Genomic DNA, 16,156 nt, shown 5'->3' on the forward strand with positions numbered 1-16,156 from the left:
CTCCCTAGGGCGCGAGCGCGATGGCCCCTCCCTCCCGGCCTCATGCCACCCTCGCGCACCCGGTACCCGGGCCTCCGCCACTTCCAAGTCTCCCGCGCGTTACCCAGTCAGGAAGGCCACGGCGGCCCGCACGAGGTTGGCCATGAAGAACCCAGCATTGAGCCTCTGGCTATCTGGCGCCAATCGCGCGGCCGGCTGGTGGATGGGAACGGCTACGTCCATCGTTCGGCGGTAACAGCAGTTGGCACTTGCTGAGATGACAAAGGCCGCCACCGGGAAGAAGCCCGCACGGAAGCGCAAGGCCAAGCCGAAGGCCCGAGTGTGATCCGATGTCGGCGGCGACTGCGATTGGCTTTGGCTGCCCGCCTCAGGCCGCTTTTGCGGGCTCGGCATCACAAAGCAACGGGACGTAGGCGCACCACTGGCAATAGCCTTTTGCCTCCGTCTGGCGAGCATTGCGCTGGGAGCAGTGTGGACAGACCCTCAATGTCAGCTTGAAGCCCATAAGCGAGCCATCACCTCGCCCGCGAAACGTCACCGGCCCTTGTGGAACGTGCACTACCAAATGGTCTTTCAACATTCAGCAACCCCGCGTTGGCCATTTCTAGCGCAGGTTGCATAAAACAATCAAATGCTAAGTTTCGATACAAACGCTTGTAGCCGGTTATACGTCGCAGCGTTCTGAGGTTTGTCCGAAAGGGTATACCGCAGCGTACGGCACCGAGGCTGTCCGAAAGCCCGTCCGTAAGGGTTGACATCGGCCAACGGACAGCCAATCTTGCGGACAGTTCCCTTTCGGACAGGCGCCGCTCCCATGCAGACCATCCTCTACGCCCGGGTCTCGACCACCGATCAGACCATCGCCCACCAGCGCACCCAGGCCGAGGCCGCCGGCTTCAAGGTAGACGACGTGGTCGCGGACGAAGGCGTTTCGGGCCTCACCACCAGTCTCAAGGATCGCCCTCAGGGGCGCCGGCTCTTCGACATGCTCCGCCGCGGGGATACCCTCGTGGTCCGCTGGGTGGACCGCCTGGGCCGCAACTACGCGGACGTGTGCGACACCATCCGGGAGCTGATGCGCCGGGGCGTCATTGTCCGCACCGTCATCAACAACCTCACCTTCGACGGGGCCACCAAGGACCCGATGCAGCAAGCCGTGCGGGATGCGCTCATCGGCTTCATGGCCGCCACGGCGCAGGCCCAGGCGGAGGCGACGAAGGAAGCACAGCGGGCCGGCATCGACCACGCCAAGGGCCGTGAGGACGCTTACCGGGGCCGCAAGCCCAGCTTCACGCGGGCGCAGTTCGATGCCGTCAGCGGGGCTCTAGGCCAGGGCCAGGGGGTAAGCGATATCGCGACTGTTACCGGGCTGTCTCGCCAGACCATCTACCGCATCCGGGACAACCCGGTAGAAGCGGAAGCAGCTTTGGCGCGATGGGCCTAGGGATGGACGCGCCGGATAGACCATGGGCAATGGCGAGAGTGGCGGTCTCTGCCCATCGCGTAGCAGCCGCAGCCGATGAGCTGATGGCCAGCCACTATGCCAACCTCGCGGCCTATATGGACCGCCAAGCCCCGTGCGCGGCCGGCGAGCTGTTCCGTGCCCTGAGCCGGCATCACGCCATCCAGGCGCTCGCTAAGCGCGGCGAGGCGGCTGCTGTCGCTCAGGAGAATGGGCTGCTCTGGGAGGAGTAGGCGCCCGCTCGCCTCGCCCTCAGTTCCGCGAGGTCGGCGCCCGGAACAGGTAGTAGCCCGCTGAGAGCATCGCCTCGTGGGCCTCTCCCGCTTGGAAGCCGGCCGGGGGCTTTTCACCCACCACCGTCCCACTGAACTCCCCGACCGCGCCGTCGATGAAGAGCGGCACCGGGCGGTCCTGGCGGACGGCACAGCGCAGCTCGGGGCTCTGGCGGCGGCGAAAGACGTTGAAGTCGGCGTAGGCAGCGGGCCAGTGCATCGGGGTCTCTGAGGTAGCGGGGCCGCCTCAGACCACGACACGCCCGCGCAGGCCACCACCTTTGTGAAGTGCCGTGCAGCCAAGCCTAGAGCTGCTCCCACAGGCATGCTGGAAGGGAGCTTGACGGACCCTTAGGGCCATGTCGGTAGGACCTACGCCCGCCCCTCAGCCTTCGCCATGCTCGCCGGGATGAAGGCGAAGACTACCGCAACCATCACCCCGAACCAGCACCCGGCAGCCTTGACCGCGAAGTCCCCGAAGCGGCCATGCCGGGTTAGCTCAAGGTTCTGCATCGCCTCCATCGCCCCGGCTATCACCACCAGTACTCCCAGAACTTGCCAACGGTGACGCGGGTACCCGAAGGCGAACAGGAAGCTCACCACCGCGTAGGCGCCGAACCGCTCAAGAGAGACCGGCGCATCGGTGACGGGTCGGAGGCCGATGGGCGCGAGGGTCGCGAAAACAACTCCCGCCAGGAGCAGCCAGCCGAGAATGCGGGAGGTCTTCATCATGGGAGTAGGATGCCCGGCTGCCTTGTCGAGACTGAGGCGGAGGCAACGGTCGGGCCATCGGGCACCGCCTTACTGGTCTCCCGGACCAGCACCTCGGGATCAAACGGGCCGCCTCAATCCCGAAGCAGCAGCGAGAGGTCTGCCCCGCGTGTCTGGAGGCGGCGCGAGGCATAGCCAAGGCCGCCCGTTATGTTGTCGTCGGCCAGCGCCAACTCCCCCTGCGTACCAGCGGACATGAGCGATCAGAGCCGCAGCACCGTGCCGATCACCACAGGGCGTTGCCAGGACTGTGTCGGCCGCCTCATCTGGCACAAGGCTTAACTCCCACCATGCATCGAAGCCGATCACGTCCCGGCCTGGAGCCGCCACGAAGGCCAGCCACGCCACCCGGTGCGCCTGGATCGCCGCCATGATCGAAGCGGAGGAGGCGGGCGCCACGTCGCCCAGGACCAGCCTCATGTCCGACATGCGGACCCGCGCCAGAGTGACATCAGAGGCGGCCAGCCGGGGCCGCGTCGGGTGCGATGAGACCGCATCGAGATACCATTCGAGGTGGGCCAGCATGGCGGTGGCCCCTTCACGACTCCCGCACGGCAAACAGCAGACCTCATCGAAGGCTTCGTCCTCCGCCTCCTCCGCCGGCCATGTCTGCTTCATCCTGTCGGGCTGGTTGGTGGCATGGAGGTACGCACTGCCCATGAGGAGGGTCGCCTAAGTGTTCCGATGGATCGCGAGGGCCATCCGCACGGCGAGGGGCGAGTGGTGCGGCCCAGCCGGCGCGTGGACCAGGACGGGGAGCATGTTCGGGGTGGTGTGAGCGACAGGCTGCATCGGGTGATTCTGTGGGTTGCACGGTGGTCTACGAAGGGGGTGAGCGGGAGCACTGGCGCGGGGCCGGCACCATGCTTGCGCTATTCGGGGGTGATCGCCCGGAGCATTGTGGAGGCGTCCCCGAGAGACCGCGCCAGTGCTCCCGCAGTCGCCGCGTGGGTCCTGTAGGTCCCGGCACCATCATCCTTGACCACCATCTCGGCCTTCACCTCGAGCCCGGCCCACCGTGTCGGCAGGACCCCGCTTGGCAGGCGCACCGGGCCTGTCGGCATGATGTCCACCGGGAGTGCGGGCACGTCGCTGGCGCTGAGCGGGATCGGCAGGCGGCTCGGCATCCCGAAGCCAGTGGTGCGGAAGGCGGCCCACTCCAGCGCGGCGGCCAGCGCGGACCAGGGGTCGGCCACGGCAGGCCCGGCCCAGTCTAAGCTGGCGAGGGGGTCTTCCGCGATCCGGCGCCAGAGGGCGTCCTGGTCGGTGACCCACTCCATGCGGGCCGCGTAGGGAAGCCCGGCCCGGCCGAAGCAGGCGGCAAGGTGAAGGGCGAGCCACCGTGCGCCCCCGTTGTCCTCGGTGATCGGGAGCCCGACCCGGAACAGGACAAGCCCGCCCACGATGTCCCCGCTGGCGGCACGGCGCGTGATCGGCAGTGCGCCCGCCCGGAGCAGCGAGGGGCATCGCTTGGACATCCGCGAGGCCTCCACGGCGACCTCATGGACCCGGCGGTTGACCTGATCCAGGCTGAGGCGGCGAAGGAGGCTCACCGGTCCACCCGGTGGGCCCAGGCCGGCCCCTCTTCCGGTGTGCCATACAGGTCAGGCGCCGCTTCGGCCGCGAGGGTGAAGATCGCGTTGTTCGCTTCACTCGCTAGCTCGCCGCAGTAGTTCACCAAGGCATCGGGGAGCAGCCTGCTGCCGGGCGGCGCTTGGTCGTCGGTGGCCATCCTGGACCGCGAAGGGAGCGCCGACTCGACCCATCATCACAGGACAAACCCATGGCACGCGCACCCTACCGGCCCGTGGAGGAAACCGAGGCTCTCCGCCCGGTTGCCGCCCCGGTCGATACCTTCGTCGCCCCTCAGGCGCCTTCGCGAGACACCTCCCTGCAAGACCTCGCCCGTCCCCTGTCCACCCTCGGGGGCAACCTCGGGTCCTTTGTTGAGAAGCGGGACAAGGATGCGGAGGAGGCGGATAAGCTCCGGGGCGAGGCTGCCTTCCACACCAGCAATCAGCAGGGCTATGCCGAGGGGGTCTCCTCCGGGGTGATCCCGGCCCAGGCTAGCAAGACCTTCGTGGCCGCCTACAAGAAGGCCGAGGGGGAGAATGCAGGGAGCCAGCTAGAGCAGAAGTTCTCCGCCGCCTATGATGCCTTCGAGGGGAAGACCTCGACGGACCCTAAGGTCTACGACCAGTTCGTGGCAGGGTTCCTCAAGGACAACATCAAGACCAACGACCCCGAGATACTGGCGGGTCTCCTACCCAAGGTCCACCAGCTCACCGCCAACTACCTCCAGCGGCACATCGGGGATACCTCGAAGGCCGTCATGGCGGATGCCGTGCGGCAGTCGGGGGCATTGAACGATCAGGCGATCCAAGACGCCAACTCCGCCGGTCTCGCCCGGAAGGAGGGCACCGACTACGAGGGGGTCTTCAAGACCCTGGAGGCTAACCGCGCCAAGGCCCTGTCCGTAGGGCAGAACGCCGAGGACCACGACAAGACCGTGATCGACGGGGTGACCTCTTCTTCGGTCAACCTCCGCGATCCTAAGATACTCGACTTCCTCAAGCGCAAGGTCCCCGGCAAGGACTACACTTGGGAGGCCACCCCCTACGGGCGGGATGCCAAGCAGAAGGCCATCGACGCGCTGGAGACCATGGGCCGGAAGTCCATCGCGGACGATGAGAGGGCCCGCAAGGAAGCCAAGGCGGCGGAGAAGGACGAGGTGACCCGCACCCTCATCGGCGCCATCTCGAAGGCACCCAACGCCCCCCTCCCGGAGGACCTCCTGGCCCGGGGCGAGAAGGTGGACCCCGACTTCCGGGTCAACGCCATCCGGTGGCGCGACACCATCGGGAAGGGCGGCCAGACCTCCGACAACGAGGCCATGCTCGCTGTCACCACCGACATCCTCAACGGGGGTGGTCTCCGGCGCGTGCAACGAGCCATTGCGGACGGGGACTTCAAGAACCCCGAGGACATGACGAAGGCCTTCAAGCTGGCCGAGAGCCTGTCCCCGAAGGAGGGCTCCGGCCCGGGGGACGTGCTCAAGGGCGCCTCCGTCAAGACCGTCCTCGACACGATCAAGAGGCGCACAGCCATCGAGAAGGATACCTCGAAAATCCTCTTCGATGACGGGTCCATGTCGCCCGAGGGTCTCCAGGCCCAGACGGACTTCAAGATTGCCATGTTGCAGTGGCGCACGGCCAACCCGAATGCAGGGCCCATCGAGCAGGAGAAGGCGACCCAGGACATCGGCGCCGCGTACCTCAAGCGCATTCAGCAGGACGAGCCGATGGGCCCGACCGGCTACAACCGCGATGGCCTGAGCGGACCCAACGCGTTCGGCTCCACGAGCCTCCCACCCAAGGAGCTTCCCCCGGAGGCCGCCAACTCGGCAGCACCCAAGGCCGCCCCGGCGCCGGCCCAGGGCATCCCGCCAACGGGGCAGTACGGCGAGCAGACGGGGTCTCCGCTCTCGGAGGCACCCGCAGGCCCGGCTAAGGCGCTGCCCCCCGCGGCCACCGCGCCGGCTCCGGCCAAGCCCACCTCGCCGCCCTCCACGGCCCCTGATGCCGCCTCCTGGTATCGCGAGCTGCCGGAGGAGACGCAGAGGGCCCTAGAGCTGCGGGCGGCCCAGCAGAAGAAGCCCCTCCAGCAGATGATGGAGGAGGTCTACCAGCGGGGTGTCCAGGGCGGGGCCATCGTGCCCAGCAGGGTTCCAGGCAAGCAGTCCATGGCGGCCCCGGACGGCACGCCTATCGAGACCGCCAGTGCCACCACCGGCACCGGGGCAGACATCGAGCGGGCCTTCAAGATAGCGCAGGATGCCCCGCCCTCGCCGGATACCGTTCGCTTGATCCAAGAGGCGTTCACGCGGGCCCTCGCGGGCAAGGCAAGACCGCAGGGCGGGTACTCGTCGGCGGTCCTTCGCGATGATCCGAAGGCGGCCCGCATCCTCGACTTCGTGGCGGGGCCGGAGAGCGGGGGGAATTACAACGCCTTCTACGGCAACGGGCGGTCCACCAAGGACCTCTCGGCCATGACCTTGGATGAGGTGGCGCGATGGTCTCAATCCCGGGGTACCGCATCCTCCGCCACTGGCCGCTACCAGTTCATGCACGACACCCTGGTGGGCAACGCGAGGAAGGGCGACGGGCGCCTCAAGGCCGAGCTGGGTCTCACGGGCACCGAGAGGTTCACTCCCGAGCTACAGGACCGCATGGCCCTCCAGTTCCTAAACCGGCGGGGCTACGGCGAGTGGCAGGCGGGGCGGATCACCGATGCGGCCTTCGCCAACCGGCTCGCACTCGAATGGGCCAGCCTGCCCAACATCACGGCCCAGAACGGCAGGCCGGCGGGGGTGAGCGCGTATGCCGACGACGGGCTCAACCGAAGCTCGGTCTCGGCGGCATCGGTCCTCTCGGCCCTCACCGGCCGGGTCGGCGGCATGTTCCGGCGCAAGGCCGGCAACGAGCGGGCCAGCGACGGGCAGGACCTTTAAGCGGTGGCGGAGGAGAGCAGCACCATGAGCAAGACCACCACCGAAGACCGTGGCGCCCCTTGGCCGCTCGAAGAGACGGAGGCCAACATCAAGCGGGCCTTCGCGGAAGCCGCAGCACAACGCCCGAAGCCGGCCGAACCGGTGCCTGTGGAGACCGCCCGGCTAGTGGATGAGGCGTTCGGACATGCGGAGGCCGTCGCATTGAGTCCGAACGTCCTTTCCTTCGCGAGGCGGGCTCTGCCGCCGGGGTAACGCTGGAACCGTGGACGACGAGCGCGAGGCGGGGACTCATCTCTCCGCCTCCACTTCAATGAACGGGTACTGATGGGAGGTGGTCTCCTTCGCCGTATCACATCCAATCCAGGGAAGCGTTGTCGAGCTACTGTAAAGTCCAGTTTGCTCATATAGGATGGTCGCGCAGGCTCGCGGCGAGAGACGATGATGATTCGGAAGAGGCTGACCGAAATTACCAAATCTGATTTGGACTCCCTTATTGCACGTGGCGCCCAAGAAGACCGGACTTTAGAGTTTAAGCGGACTCTGTCTGGTCGAGACGGAAACCCTGATCCCTGGATGGCAGGGTCGGGTAAAATCGGTCAAATCGCCAAGCGCGACCTCACGAAGGAAATCATTGCCTTCGCAAACACGGCCGGGGGCACACTGATCCTTGGCATGGACGAGGATGGCGAAAAGCGTGCCTCAGGACTTGTTCCCATTCCTGCCTGCCGCGACTTGGCCGACCGGCTGGGCGCCAGCATAGCCGCGAGCATCGACCCAGCGCTCACGTCCCTTGAAGCTGTTGGCGTCGAGCTTGATGGCCAGAACGGTGTTGTGGTGCTCAGAGTGCCAGCTTCACACAGTGCGCCGCACCGAGACCGAGAGGAGCGTGAGTGCTATCAGAGAATAGGAGATAGGTCTGAGCCGATGTCAATGCGTCAGGTTCAAGACTTGTGTGTTTCAACCTCCAGAAATACCGATCTGATAATTGAAACTTTAAACAAGCAAAGCCGTCGCTTCGTCATTCGTCAGCCAGAGGGCCTGATGAAACTTGACGGAAACATGCATGTTTCGGTCATACTGTGCGGCATCAGAGCAGCCGCATACCCGCTCGAACGTATTGCCGTCGATGAGATAAACGAGCATCGCAGATACCAGATGGCCCTGCCAACGCTTCGGAGATTGACCGCACAAAACGCGACCATGCCGGTATTTAGCCCGTCCGACGTTCCGCAATGGCGGCCGATGCTGCGGGGGCTCCAATCGAAGGAGATACCTGAAGAATTTGAAGAGGTTGTGCAGGCGGTTCGTTATGACGGACTGCTAGAAATTACGGCCAAGTGGAAGCAAATGAGTAGAGAGGGCATGGGTATTGAAGGGCTCGCGCTCCCTGTCCGCAAAGCTTATTGGGTGTTTGCGCATACGATAGTGCGAACTGAGATTTTTAGAGCACTGATTGGCCGCCCTGAGCTAGAGTTTGCTCTCGATTTTGAATGGCGCTTCCCCGACGGAACTAAAATAGCGTACCCGACAGTGGACGGCTATTCCGGGCTTCGCATAGCTTCTGCATTGGAGCAGGATAATCGCGTAACGGATTTTGAGATGCCGACACGTAATAAGATCACTGATCTATGGAGGAGACTTTGTAGCGACCTTGCACACTCCTTTGGGATCGAGAGCGTAGAGCCACCGGAACTCGACTTCGAAGCAGCGATCCAAGAGGGCTTGGCGAGGGCGCAAGCAAGTCAACCGTGATGCCATTTTCCTTGCGTCCCAGTCGTCGGGATGGTCAACATAGTCATCCCCGCCAGCCGGCCCACCGGGCCATCGCGAAGACCGCCACGGCCACCACAGGGAACAGCGCGAGGAAGGCCGCCGCACCCTGCAAGCTTGCATCCGCGGTCCCGTCCTCAACGATCACCCGCCGGGCCAGCGCTAGGGCGGGCGTGAGGGCGACCACGAGGAACGTCGTAGAGGCTGCCGCCTTCCGCATCCTAGTAGGTCTCCTCACGCCAAGACCGGACAAAACTAGCGAGCGACCAGCGAGCCCTACAATGGGCGAAGCCCGCCATAGGCCGCCCATACAGCCCAGCCCAGGGCGGACCCACCGGCCCTATCCTCGCGTTGACGGTTCGCCTACCCGCCAGCCTGTGAGGTCGCCCTGTGGCACTTGGAACCATCTCGGAGCTACGCCGGCCCGTCCCGCTCGGATTGGGCATCGCGGTCGTCGCCTTGCTCGCTGTCGGGATCATCATGGCCGTCCAGCAGGGCAATGAGCGTCGGGCGCATGCGCGGCACATCACCATGCTCGTGACAGCTCAAGAGGACTTCCGGCGGCAGCTTGCCCAGCAACAGGCGACGGCAGGCACTCTCACCGAGTTGCAGGCCAGAGCCGCCGCAAGCGAGCAAGAGGGGAAGCTGGCCACTCTGAAGCTCGCGACGGCCCGGGAGGAGCTTGCCGCTTTGGAGCTTCGCCGGGCGGAAGCGCAGCAGCGAGGTGAGGAGGCAGACAAGTTGGTGAATGCGCAGGCCCGGCAGCTCGCGACGCTCCAAGCCCAGGTCCGCGAATCGACTGACACTTTGGCCGCTGCGGCGCGAGACATTGCCCACGCCCACGCTGAGCGTGACCAACTGCAGGCGGAGGCGAAAGAGTTGGCGGCGGCTCAAGCTCAGCTAGCATCAGTCTCGGGGGACCTCGCCGCTAAGACCACGGAGTTGGCCTCCCTCGACAAGCTGCTCAGCGCGACGCGCAGTCAGCTTGCTTCTCAACAGGAGCGGACCCGAGGTGCAACCGGAGAGAGTCGTGAGAACGAGCCGGAAGGGGGCGCCTCAGCCCCGCTGCCGAAATGAGAGTAGAGCGCTGGCTCGTCATCGAAGGCGCCGCAGCCTCTCAAACCATTCGATCTTGGGCAACTTGGCTGCTTACGCCCGCAATGCGACGCCGCTCTATCCAAGTGATCGAAAGCTCCGAGGAACATCTCCTCCGGGGGGCGGTTCCCGCTCAGGCACTCTAAGCTGGCTTCTAACAGCGGGGTGCATCCCTTCTTCCTTGGAGCACACCGATGGATCGCCGGCAGTTCGTCTTTAGTATGCTCGCGGCCACAGCAGCCCTCGCGGTCACCCGCACTGCTATCGCTCAACCGACCCCGGCCGGCGCCATGCCCACTCCGGTCTACCTTAACATGGCGACCAAGGGCGGTATGTTCCTTGAGAACACGGCGCGGGACGCCTTTGACAAGACCTCCAATCCGCGCGTGAAGAAATTCTCGCGGGCCGAGGTGGTCGAACAGGTGAACCTTTCCCGGAAGCTCTCACCCTTTACTGGCGGCATGGCAGCAGCAGCCGGTGGGCCTACTGGCCCCGGTGGTTTGATCGGCGGTATCGTCACTGCGCCTCTTGCTGTGGCTGGCGGCGTGGCCGGGGCGACAGCTAGTGCCGTAGGCGGGGTGCTCGGTGCTCCTCCGCCCGGTGGTATGACAACGGACGAACAAAAGGCTCAGATACTCTCTCAGCTCTCAGGAATGCAGCCCGGTCCGCAGTATGACGCCACGTTCGTGAGTGCATCGCTCCAAGGGCACCAGGAGGCCTACGGCATCCATGGGTCCTACGCGGAGAACGGAGAAGACCCGCAGCTTCGACGCATAGCCCGCGGCGCCATTCCCCTCATCCAGCTTCACATCTCCCAGCTGACGAAGATGCAGAGCATGATGGGCGGCCAACCGGGCTGAACAGTCAAACGCGCCCTCTAGCCACGGGCTCGGCATCCATCTGCTGGGCCCGTTTGCGCTCGTGCCCGGCGGCCGTGTCAGCCTTGGCACCGTGGGTCTGAGGTGAGCGGAGGCGCGAAGCGGCTCAGGATCGCGAACGCTATACTGGGCGAAGCCCGGCTCTTAGTTCCGCTCCCGCCAGTCTAGCTGTTTCTCCTCACGCCTCATTGCTAGCTGCTACCTCGGCGTCGCTGCTTCCGCGCATTTGCAACCAATGCAACGACACCCAGCAGGGCCGCGGCAGCAAGGACTGTAGAGGTTCGTGGCAGAGCGACCGGGAGCATGCTCGACTGTGGAAGCCGCCGCTCGCCTTCGACGGGCCCGAGAAGCCATGAGAGCGAGCGCCGCAGTTGGCCCGTAGCGTCGCGGTTGAACCAAAGGCCATGCGTGAAGATGACCCGATCCGGGTTGAACGCCACGAGCCTCCAAGCTGCGAGTGCGACCTCTCGATGGTTCATGCGGAGGAGGAGCCGGAGGTAGAGGGGCGCCTTGCCGTTCGGCGCGACGATCCCGAGGCCTCGTGCGAGGGTCCGAGGACCAACCGGTAGGAGGTCGCCCTCCAGGTTAATGACGAGGTCCGTAAGGAGGAGCGTCTTGCTCGGGCGGTGGAAGAGACAGACCTCCTTGAACACGGGACCGGTGACCAGCACTTGGTCAATCTCGCCCACCCAAAGGCGAGGGGGCTTGTTCGTCAGCTCCGCGTCGATCCGAACGCCCGACCGGCGAACCTGTCCACGGTCCGCAAGCCCCGGGACCGCCCAGGTGACTGCATCCGGGCAAGCTGCATGCCAGTCTTGAAGGAACATCCAATGGCCCACGCTCGGGGCCACAAAGTGCTCGACGCGGCCCAGCGCCTCCAGAGCGCGGTGCAGGCTCGGGCGGTACGGAACAGGCGAATGCAGCAGTAGCCCACCTCCTGCCAGCCGCAGCACCGTCATGCGAATGGGTAAGGGAATGCCGCCCGGGTGAACCGGCTCCGCATCGACGATCCAGACACCTTCGGCAACCTGCTTCGGCGTATTCAGCGGCGGGTAGCTAATGTAATCGGTCACGCCGCCAATCTCCTGTCCGCTCTCCGTCTTCACCTCAGGTGAACCGCTGGACCGAGATCGGATCGCTCGCGGGGAAAGTCTCCTCAAGCCCATCATCGAGTAACCGCTCCTGGCGATCCCTCCCGATGCTGCTCGTGTCGTGGCCAGCAGGCATGAATGCCGTGGCCGGGTTGGTGCCCCTCTGCCCAACGTTCGACGCCAAGCGACTAGCCGACCGCGAGCGGTTGCCGGACCTTCCAAGATAGCCACCCTGCCAGAGCAGGTACCCGAGGCCCGCTACGGCAGTTCCGACGATAACGCCAAGTCCCATCTCACTTGACACAAGCTCGCCAAATCGAGTGGGACGGCGCCCCTGTATGACCCGTGTTTTGGCTCGGATGAATATGCGGGTCGCATCCCGGACTTCATCCGCCGAGAGGACCTTTTGAGCCGCGGGTAGCAGTTCGCGCTTGAGCCGGTGAAGGTGCTGATCAACGAGGAAGGTCACATCCTCGAAGGTGTCGAGCCAGCCTTCGGAGCCCTTCCGGCGATACCGGGTCAGGCCGTTAAGCTGCCGCATGAACTCCCTGTGCCCGGCATACAGCTCGGCGGCGAGCTGGCTCGTCTCAGGCCGCTGCGCGAGGGGGCCATACAGGCTGTATTCGATGGCCGAGGCGTGTGCCTCCAGCTCGTTAATCAGCTCCCCGAGGAGCGTCTCGCGGCTTCGCACGACACCGGGTCCGTTCAAGGCCCTGGGCGCCTCATGGATGAGATTCTCGATGTTCGCGTGGTCGCGTGCGATGAGCTGCCAGACATCCATAAGCGGTCCTCCCTAAGTTGTACCTCCTAACCGTCTCGCTCTCAGGCTGTTCCTCAGCCTAATTTCTTGGCGGCGGGACTTTCCCGAGATTGTGCCGCCGTTCCCGGATGTCAGACACTCCAGGGGAGGGCGCGGCGAAACAAACCGTATTACCGGGTGGACCGCCCGAAACCTCAACTCGAATGCAGCATGCCCCTGAGATGGGCCGGCGACAGGATGAGGCCATCGCTCGTGGTGACCCAAGGCGTCCCGCTGCCGTCGTTGAGCGCCTTGAGGGCTTCATCCAGCGCCTCTTGGAGGCTGGGTAGCTCCCTCGGCTCCGTGGCCTTCGTGCTCGTATCAGTGGGCCATACGGTCAACGATGCCGGGCCTGAGAGGGAATGATGGTGCTGCATCATAATTCTGGTCTGGCCAATTTCCGCAGCTCGATGGCCGGCGATTAAGGCAATATATGGCACATCTCACTTAGAGAAGGCCCTGCGGCGAAAGAGCGGGTTTAAAGCGTCAGAGGATTACTGGCATCATGGGACTACTACCGTGCGGCGACCGGGCGGGATGCCGTTCGGCTTAGACCTCCCGCCGCAGAGCCTCACCTGCCTCGCCGCTTGTCGCTCGCCGGCTCAGGGGCCCACCGTGACCGCCGCAAGGGCGCGGGCGCCGAGACCGCCACAGGCGCCCCGAGCTTCGCCAGCTTGTCCGCCAACGCCTCGGGCCTCAGGTGGGTATACCGCATCAACATCCGGGTATCCCGGTGGCCGCTTATCAGGGCGACCTCAGGGATGCTCAGGCCCAGCTCGAAGAACCGGCTCACAGCCTCGTGCCGGAGGTCGTGGTACCGGAAGTCGGGGAGGGGGGCCCGCTTCATCACCCACCGCCACGCCGTCTTCACCGCGTCCTCAGTCGTCGGAAAGACCCGAAGCTCCCCCCAGGTTGCTACCGCCATCCGTTCCCGGAGCACTGCCAAGGCCCGCCCGGTCAACGGTATGGTCCGCGCATGCCCGTTTTTCGTGGTCGGGATGAGCAGGGTGCGCTTGGTCCAGTCGATATCCTGCCACCGCAACCGGAGGACCTCTCCGCGCCTCATGGCCGTCTCTAGGCCCAGCTCGACCATGGGTAGGACGTTCGGGTTCCGGGACCTCCGGCATCCCTCCCGCAAGACCTCCCACTCGCCGGCCTCCAAGCGTCGGGTTCGGGCATCCAGGACTTTGGGCTTGACCACGAGGGCGAAGGGGTTCTCCGAGAGGGGCACGTCCCAGACCTTGCGGGCAACCTCGAAGGCGTGCCGGTAGAGGGCCAGCTCCCGGTTGATACTCGCGGGCTTCACCGTGCGTAGCCGGAGGTCTCGGTGGGCAGCCACCTTGGCGACCGTGAGGGCGCTCAGGGGCACCTTCGCGATGGCATGCTTGAGCAGCACCTTCACCGCCATTGCCTCCCGGACAGCCCCCCTCTTGGTAGGGGTCACGGTGTCTCGGTAGCGCACCATGATGTCACCCACGGTGAGGGTGTCGAGGGTCCTGAGGCCAACCGGGAGACCCCTCCTGTCCGCCTGGGTCTCGGTCTGGCGTGCCCAGGTCTGTGCGTCGGTCTTGGTGAGGAACGACCGGGTCACCGTAGCCGACCCCTTACGCCGGACCTGGACGTGCCACTTGTCGTTCCGCTTCCTGATGGTGGCCATGGGTTTCACTCACTGTGCCCAGATTGTGCCAGCGAGTTCCGCGAGGGTACCTTGTCGCCTCCTACCCCTACCTACCCCCTAGACCGGGGTGGTGCCCTAAGGCACTATCAGTGCATGGCTTTGTACGTCGTCGCCATGAACCTCGAGACCACCGAGGAAGACCTGATGCACACGGTCTTCCCGCACCCGACGCTATCCGAGATGATGCACGAGAGCGTGCTGGATGCTTATGGGAAGGTGATTCATACTTAAATATATTTTTTATCAGAACTAGAGAAGGAATTTTATCTTCTCTAGTGCTAGATTTAAAATTTTTATGCTGTAATTTATTCTACAAAGATCTTACTTATATTTATTTCGGATTATGATTTGCGTATACAGCCAATCTCCATTGGATATCGCCTTGCTGCGCCGTATGTTCATGATGTCTTTGTGGCGGCAAAGTGTGCCCGTTTGCAATTCCAATTTCACGATTGCAGCCTTGGCACCGGTATATACCTGCATGTGGGGCCGAATCTCCCGGTGAATAAATGGTATCGAACGCGTCCGAGTTGTTCTTCTGGACATAAGCGTCATATTTATAAGTAGCCAAAATTCCCTCCCAGCGGTCGCACGATACGTTACCTCAGGTTATATATTCCTTCAAAAAGCATCCTCAAGTCAATTGTGGTAAAATTTTTTATGCTCGACGCCACAAAGCTCCTTGCCAACGCCCTCGGCGAGCATCTCGCCCTGGTCTACCGGCGCACCTTCGGCAGCCGGGAGCCGGGCTATGTCGAGGTGATCGAGGAATCGGCGCGCCTGACGATCGAGCGGATCGTGCAGAGCGACGCGCTCTACCACGACGCCTACCACACCACCCTGGTGACGCTGGTCGCCCAGGACATCCTGCGCGGGCGCTTCGTGGCGCAGGGGGTGTCGCCGCGCGACTGGCTGCACGCGATCCTGGCCGCGCTCTACCACGACATCGGCTACGTCCGCGGCGTCTGCGCCGGCGACACGCGCACCCGGTTCGTGATCGACCGCGCCGGCACCACCGTCGGGCTGCCGCGCGGGGCCTCCGATGCCGGGCTCACGGCGCACCACGTCGAGCGCTCGAAGATCGCGGTGTGGGAGCGCTTTTCCGACCACGAGTTCGTCGACGCCGGCCGCGTGGCCCGCGCGATCGAGCTGACGCGCTTCCCCGTGCCCGACGACGGCGACCACGCCGAGACCGCGACGGAGGCCGGGCTGATGCGCGCGGCCGACCTCATCGGCCAGCTCGGCGATCCGCTCTACCCGCGCAAGCTCAACGCGCTGTTCCACGAGCTGAAGGAGGCGGGCCTGTGCGAGCCGCTCGGCTACGTCGACCCGGCGGATCTGGCCGAGCGCTACCCGAGCTTCTTCTGGGGCAAGGTCGAGCCGGTGATCGGCGACGCGATCCGCGCCCTCGACCTTACCGTGGAAGGCCGGCGCTGGGTCGCCAACCTCTACGCCCACGTCTTCGCGATCGAGCACGACCGCCGGCGGATGGGGCCGCATCCCGGCTCGGGCGAGCCGCCCCCGTCTGCGACCCCTTCCGCGACCCCTTGACCGAACCTTAACCAATCTGGTGTGTTCTCGTTATGTTCTCAAACGAGTCGCACCCCATGCCCGTCGCCTCCGCTCCCGCCCGCCGGGCCGACCTGCCGCCCGCCAGCTGCCCGGTCGAGGACATCGCCCGCGCCTACCTCCTCACCAGCGCGGCCGACCTCGCCCTGCGCTGCGTCATCGCCGACGCGCTCTCCGACCTGCTCGAAGCCGACCGCCGGGCGCGCGAGCGCAGCCGGCTGATCTCGCGGGGCTTCGTGCGGGGACGGGACGGGTAGGGGG

Annotated in this window: 18 protein-coding genes; 9 read left to right on the forward strand and 9 right to left on the reverse strand. The window is 64.8% G+C overall.

All coding sequences use genetic code 11. The features are described 5' to 3' along the window. Positions 1 to 814 precede the first annotated feature (814 nt). Positions 815 to 1,444: a recombinase family protein gene (locus FV230_RS13390; RefSeq protein ID WP_147842733.1), complete on the forward strand. Its 630-nt coding sequence runs from the start codon at positions 815 to 817 to the stop codon at positions 1,442 to 1,444. An 83-nt stretch (positions 1,445 to 1,527) separates the two neighbouring features. Continuing rightward, the gene (locus FV230_RS29630; RefSeq protein ID WP_187275486.1) at positions 1,528 to 1,695 is read left to right on the forward strand and encodes a hypothetical protein; all 168 of its coding nucleotides are present in this window, start codon (positions 1,528 to 1,530) and stop codon (positions 1,693 to 1,695) included. Positions 1,696 to 1,714: 19 nt separating this feature from the next. On the opposite strand, the gene FV230_RS13395 is transcribed toward FV230_RS29630, so the two are convergent. The 4 genes from FV230_RS13395 to FV230_RS13410 all read right to left on the reverse strand — a co-directional run bounded on the left by FV230_RS13395 (position 1,715) and on the right by FV230_RS13410 (position 4,237). Then, positions 1,715 to 1,954, reverse strand: coding sequence for a hypothetical protein (locus FV230_RS13395; protein ID WP_147842734.1), 240 nt, complete (start codon positions 1,952 to 1,954; stop codon positions 1,715 to 1,717). A 152-nt stretch (positions 1,955 to 2,106) separates the two neighbouring features. Then, complete coding sequence (locus tag FV230_RS13400; RefSeq protein ID WP_187275487.1) at positions 2,107 to 2,466, reverse strand: hypothetical protein; 360 nt, start codon at positions 2,464 to 2,466, stop codon at positions 2,107 to 2,109. A gap of 911 nt (positions 2,467 to 3,377) precedes the next feature. Further along, on the reverse strand, positions 3,378 to 4,058 hold the full coding sequence (locus FV230_RS13405; protein ID WP_147842735.1) for a DNA-directed RNA polymerase: 681 nt from the start codon (positions 4,056 to 4,058) through the stop codon (positions 3,378 to 3,380). After that, positions 4,055 to 4,237, reverse strand: a complete 183-nt coding sequence (locus tag FV230_RS13410; RefSeq protein WP_147842736.1) for a hypothetical protein — start codon at positions 4,235 to 4,237, stop codon at positions 4,055 to 4,057. Before FV230_RS13410 ends, FV230_RS13405 begins: the two co-directional genes overlap by 4 nt. Before the next feature lie 51 nt (positions 4,238 to 4,288). Between FV230_RS13410 and FV230_RS13415 the strand changes: the two genes are divergently transcribed. The 3 genes from FV230_RS13415 to FV230_RS13425 all read left to right on the forward strand — a co-directional run bounded on the left by FV230_RS13415 (position 4,289) and on the right by FV230_RS13425 (position 8,767). Continuing rightward, positions 4,289 to 7,015, forward strand: coding sequence for a glycoside hydrolase family 104 protein (locus FV230_RS13415; RefSeq protein ID WP_147842737.1), 2,727 nt, complete (start codon positions 4,289 to 4,291; stop codon positions 7,013 to 7,015). A 24-nt stretch (positions 7,016 to 7,039) separates the two neighbouring features. Continuing rightward, positions 7,040 to 7,267, forward strand: a complete 228-nt coding sequence (locus FV230_RS13420) for a hypothetical protein (RefSeq protein WP_147842738.1) — start codon at positions 7,040 to 7,042, stop codon at positions 7,265 to 7,267. A 186-nt stretch (positions 7,268 to 7,453) separates the two neighbouring features. Next, a complete protein-coding gene (locus FV230_RS13425; RefSeq protein WP_147842739.1) occupies positions 7,454 to 8,767 on the forward strand; it encodes an ATP-binding protein in 1,314 nt (437 codons plus the stop codon). A gap of 43 nt (positions 8,768 to 8,810) precedes the next feature. On the opposite strand, the gene FV230_RS13430 is transcribed toward FV230_RS13425, so the two are convergent. Both FV230_RS13430 and FV230_RS13435 read right to left on the reverse strand, forming a co-directional pair. Beyond that, entirely contained in the window at positions 8,811 to 9,005 is a 195-nt protein-coding gene (locus FV230_RS13430) for a hypothetical protein (protein ID WP_147842740.1), read from the reverse strand. A 194-nt stretch (positions 9,006 to 9,199) separates the two neighbouring features. Then, positions 9,200 to 9,679: a hypothetical protein gene (locus FV230_RS13435; protein ID WP_147842741.1), complete on the reverse strand. Its 480-nt coding sequence runs from the start codon at positions 9,677 to 9,679 to the stop codon at positions 9,200 to 9,202. Positions 9,680 to 10,074: 395 nt separating this feature from the next. On the opposite strand from FV230_RS13435, the gene FV230_RS13440 reads away from it, so the two are divergent. Then, positions 10,075 to 10,740: a DUF4142 domain-containing protein gene (locus tag FV230_RS13440; protein ID WP_147842742.1), complete on the forward strand. Its 666-nt coding sequence runs from the start codon at positions 10,075 to 10,077 to the stop codon at positions 10,738 to 10,740. A 209-nt stretch (positions 10,741 to 10,949) separates the two neighbouring features. Here the strand turns inward: FV230_RS13440 and FV230_RS13445 are convergent, their stop codons facing one another. The 3 genes from FV230_RS13445 to FV230_RS13455 all read right to left on the reverse strand — a co-directional run bounded on the left by FV230_RS13445 (position 10,950) and on the right by FV230_RS13455 (position 14,305). Beyond that, the gene (locus FV230_RS13445) at positions 10,950 to 11,831 is read right to left on the reverse strand and encodes a DUF4336 domain-containing protein (RefSeq protein WP_147842743.1); all 882 of its coding nucleotides are present in this window, start codon (positions 11,829 to 11,831) and stop codon (positions 10,950 to 10,952) included. Positions 11,832 to 11,865: 34 nt separating this feature from the next. After that, positions 11,866 to 12,630 (reverse strand): hemerythrin domain-containing protein, encoded by a 765-nt coding sequence (locus FV230_RS30760; RefSeq protein ID WP_147842744.1) that lies wholly within the window; start codon positions 12,628 to 12,630, stop codon positions 11,866 to 11,868. A gap of 589 nt (positions 12,631 to 13,219) precedes the next feature. After that, entirely contained in the window at positions 13,220 to 14,305 is a 1,086-nt protein-coding gene (locus FV230_RS13455) for a site-specific integrase (protein ID WP_147842745.1), read from the reverse strand. Positions 14,306 to 14,419: 114 nt separating this feature from the next. Here FV230_RS13455 and FV230_RS29640 point away from each other — a divergent pair, with 114 nt between their 5' ends. The 3 genes from FV230_RS29640 to FV230_RS13465 all read left to right on the forward strand — a co-directional run bounded on the left by FV230_RS29640 (position 14,420) and on the right by FV230_RS13465 (position 16,152). Beyond that, positions 14,420 to 14,557: a hypothetical protein gene (locus FV230_RS29640; protein WP_187275488.1), complete on the forward strand. Its 138-nt coding sequence runs from the start codon at positions 14,420 to 14,422 to the stop codon at positions 14,555 to 14,557. Positions 14,558 to 14,986: 429 nt separating this feature from the next. Further along, positions 14,987 to 15,877 (forward strand): metal-dependent phosphohydrolase, encoded by an 891-nt coding sequence (locus FV230_RS13460; RefSeq protein ID WP_147842746.1) that lies wholly within the window; start codon positions 14,987 to 14,989, stop codon positions 15,875 to 15,877. Positions 15,878 to 15,933: 56 nt separating this feature from the next. Next, on the forward strand, positions 15,934 to 16,152 hold the full coding sequence (locus FV230_RS13465; protein ID WP_147842747.1) for a hypothetical protein: 219 nt from the start codon (positions 15,934 to 15,936) through the stop codon (positions 16,150 to 16,152). The last annotated feature ends 4 nt before the right edge of the window (positions 16,153 to 16,156 follow it).

Origin of the sequence: Methylobacterium sp. WL6, assembly GCF_008040095.1 — a bacterium.
Lineage (GTDB): Bacteria > Pseudomonadota > Alphaproteobacteria > Rhizobiales > Beijerinckiaceae > Methylobacterium.

Coding starts and splice junctions, on each gene's coding strand:
- FV230_RS13390 (WP_147842733.1), top strand. CDS start 815: ATGCAGACCATCCTCTACGCCCGGGTCTCGACCACCGATCAGACCATC.
- FV230_RS29630 (WP_187275486.1), top strand. CDS start 1,528: ATGGCCAGCCACTATGCCAACCTCGCGGCCTATATGGACCGCCAAGCC.
- FV230_RS13395 (WP_147842734.1), bottom strand. CDS start 1,954: ATGCACTGGCCCGCTGCCTACGCCGACTTCAACGTCTTTCGCCGCCGC.
- FV230_RS13400 (WP_187275487.1), bottom strand. CDS start 2,466: ATGATGAAGACCTCCCGCATTCTCGGCTGGCTGCTCCTGGCGGGAGTT.
- FV230_RS13410 (WP_147842736.1), bottom strand. CDS start 4,237: ATGGCCACCGACGACCAAGCGCCGCCCGGCAGCAGGCTGCTCCCCGAT.
- FV230_RS13415 (WP_147842737.1), top strand. CDS start 4,289: ATGGCACGCGCACCCTACCGGCCCGTGGAGGAAACCGAGGCTCTCCGC.
- FV230_RS13420 (WP_147842738.1), top strand. CDS start 7,040: ATGAGCAAGACCACCACCGAAGACCGTGGCGCCCCTTGGCCGCTCGAA.
- FV230_RS13425 (WP_147842739.1), top strand. CDS start 7,454: ATGATGATTCGGAAGAGGCTGACCGAAATTACCAAATCTGATTTGGAC.
- FV230_RS13430 (WP_147842740.1), bottom strand. CDS start 9,005: ATGCGGAAGGCGGCAGCCTCTACGACGTTCCTCGTGGTCGCCCTCACG.
- FV230_RS13440 (WP_147842742.1), top strand. CDS start 10,075: ATGGATCGCCGGCAGTTCGTCTTTAGTATGCTCGCGGCCACAGCAGCC.
- FV230_RS30760 (WP_147842744.1), bottom strand. CDS start 12,630: ATGGATGTCTGGCAGCTCATCGCACGCGACCACGCGAACATCGAGAAT.
- FV230_RS13455 (WP_147842745.1), bottom strand. CDS start 14,305: ATGGCCACCATCAGGAAGCGGAACGACAAGTGGCACGTCCAGGTCCGG.
- FV230_RS29640 (WP_187275488.1), top strand. CDS start 14,420: ATGGCTTTGTACGTCGTCGCCATGAACCTCGAGACCACCGAGGAAGAC.
- FV230_RS13460 (WP_147842746.1), top strand. CDS start 14,987: ATGCTCGACGCCACAAAGCTCCTTGCCAACGCCCTCGGCGAGCATCTC.
- FV230_RS13465 (WP_147842747.1), top strand. CDS start 15,934: ATGCCCGTCGCCTCCGCTCCCGCCCGCCGGGCCGACCTGCCGCCCGCC.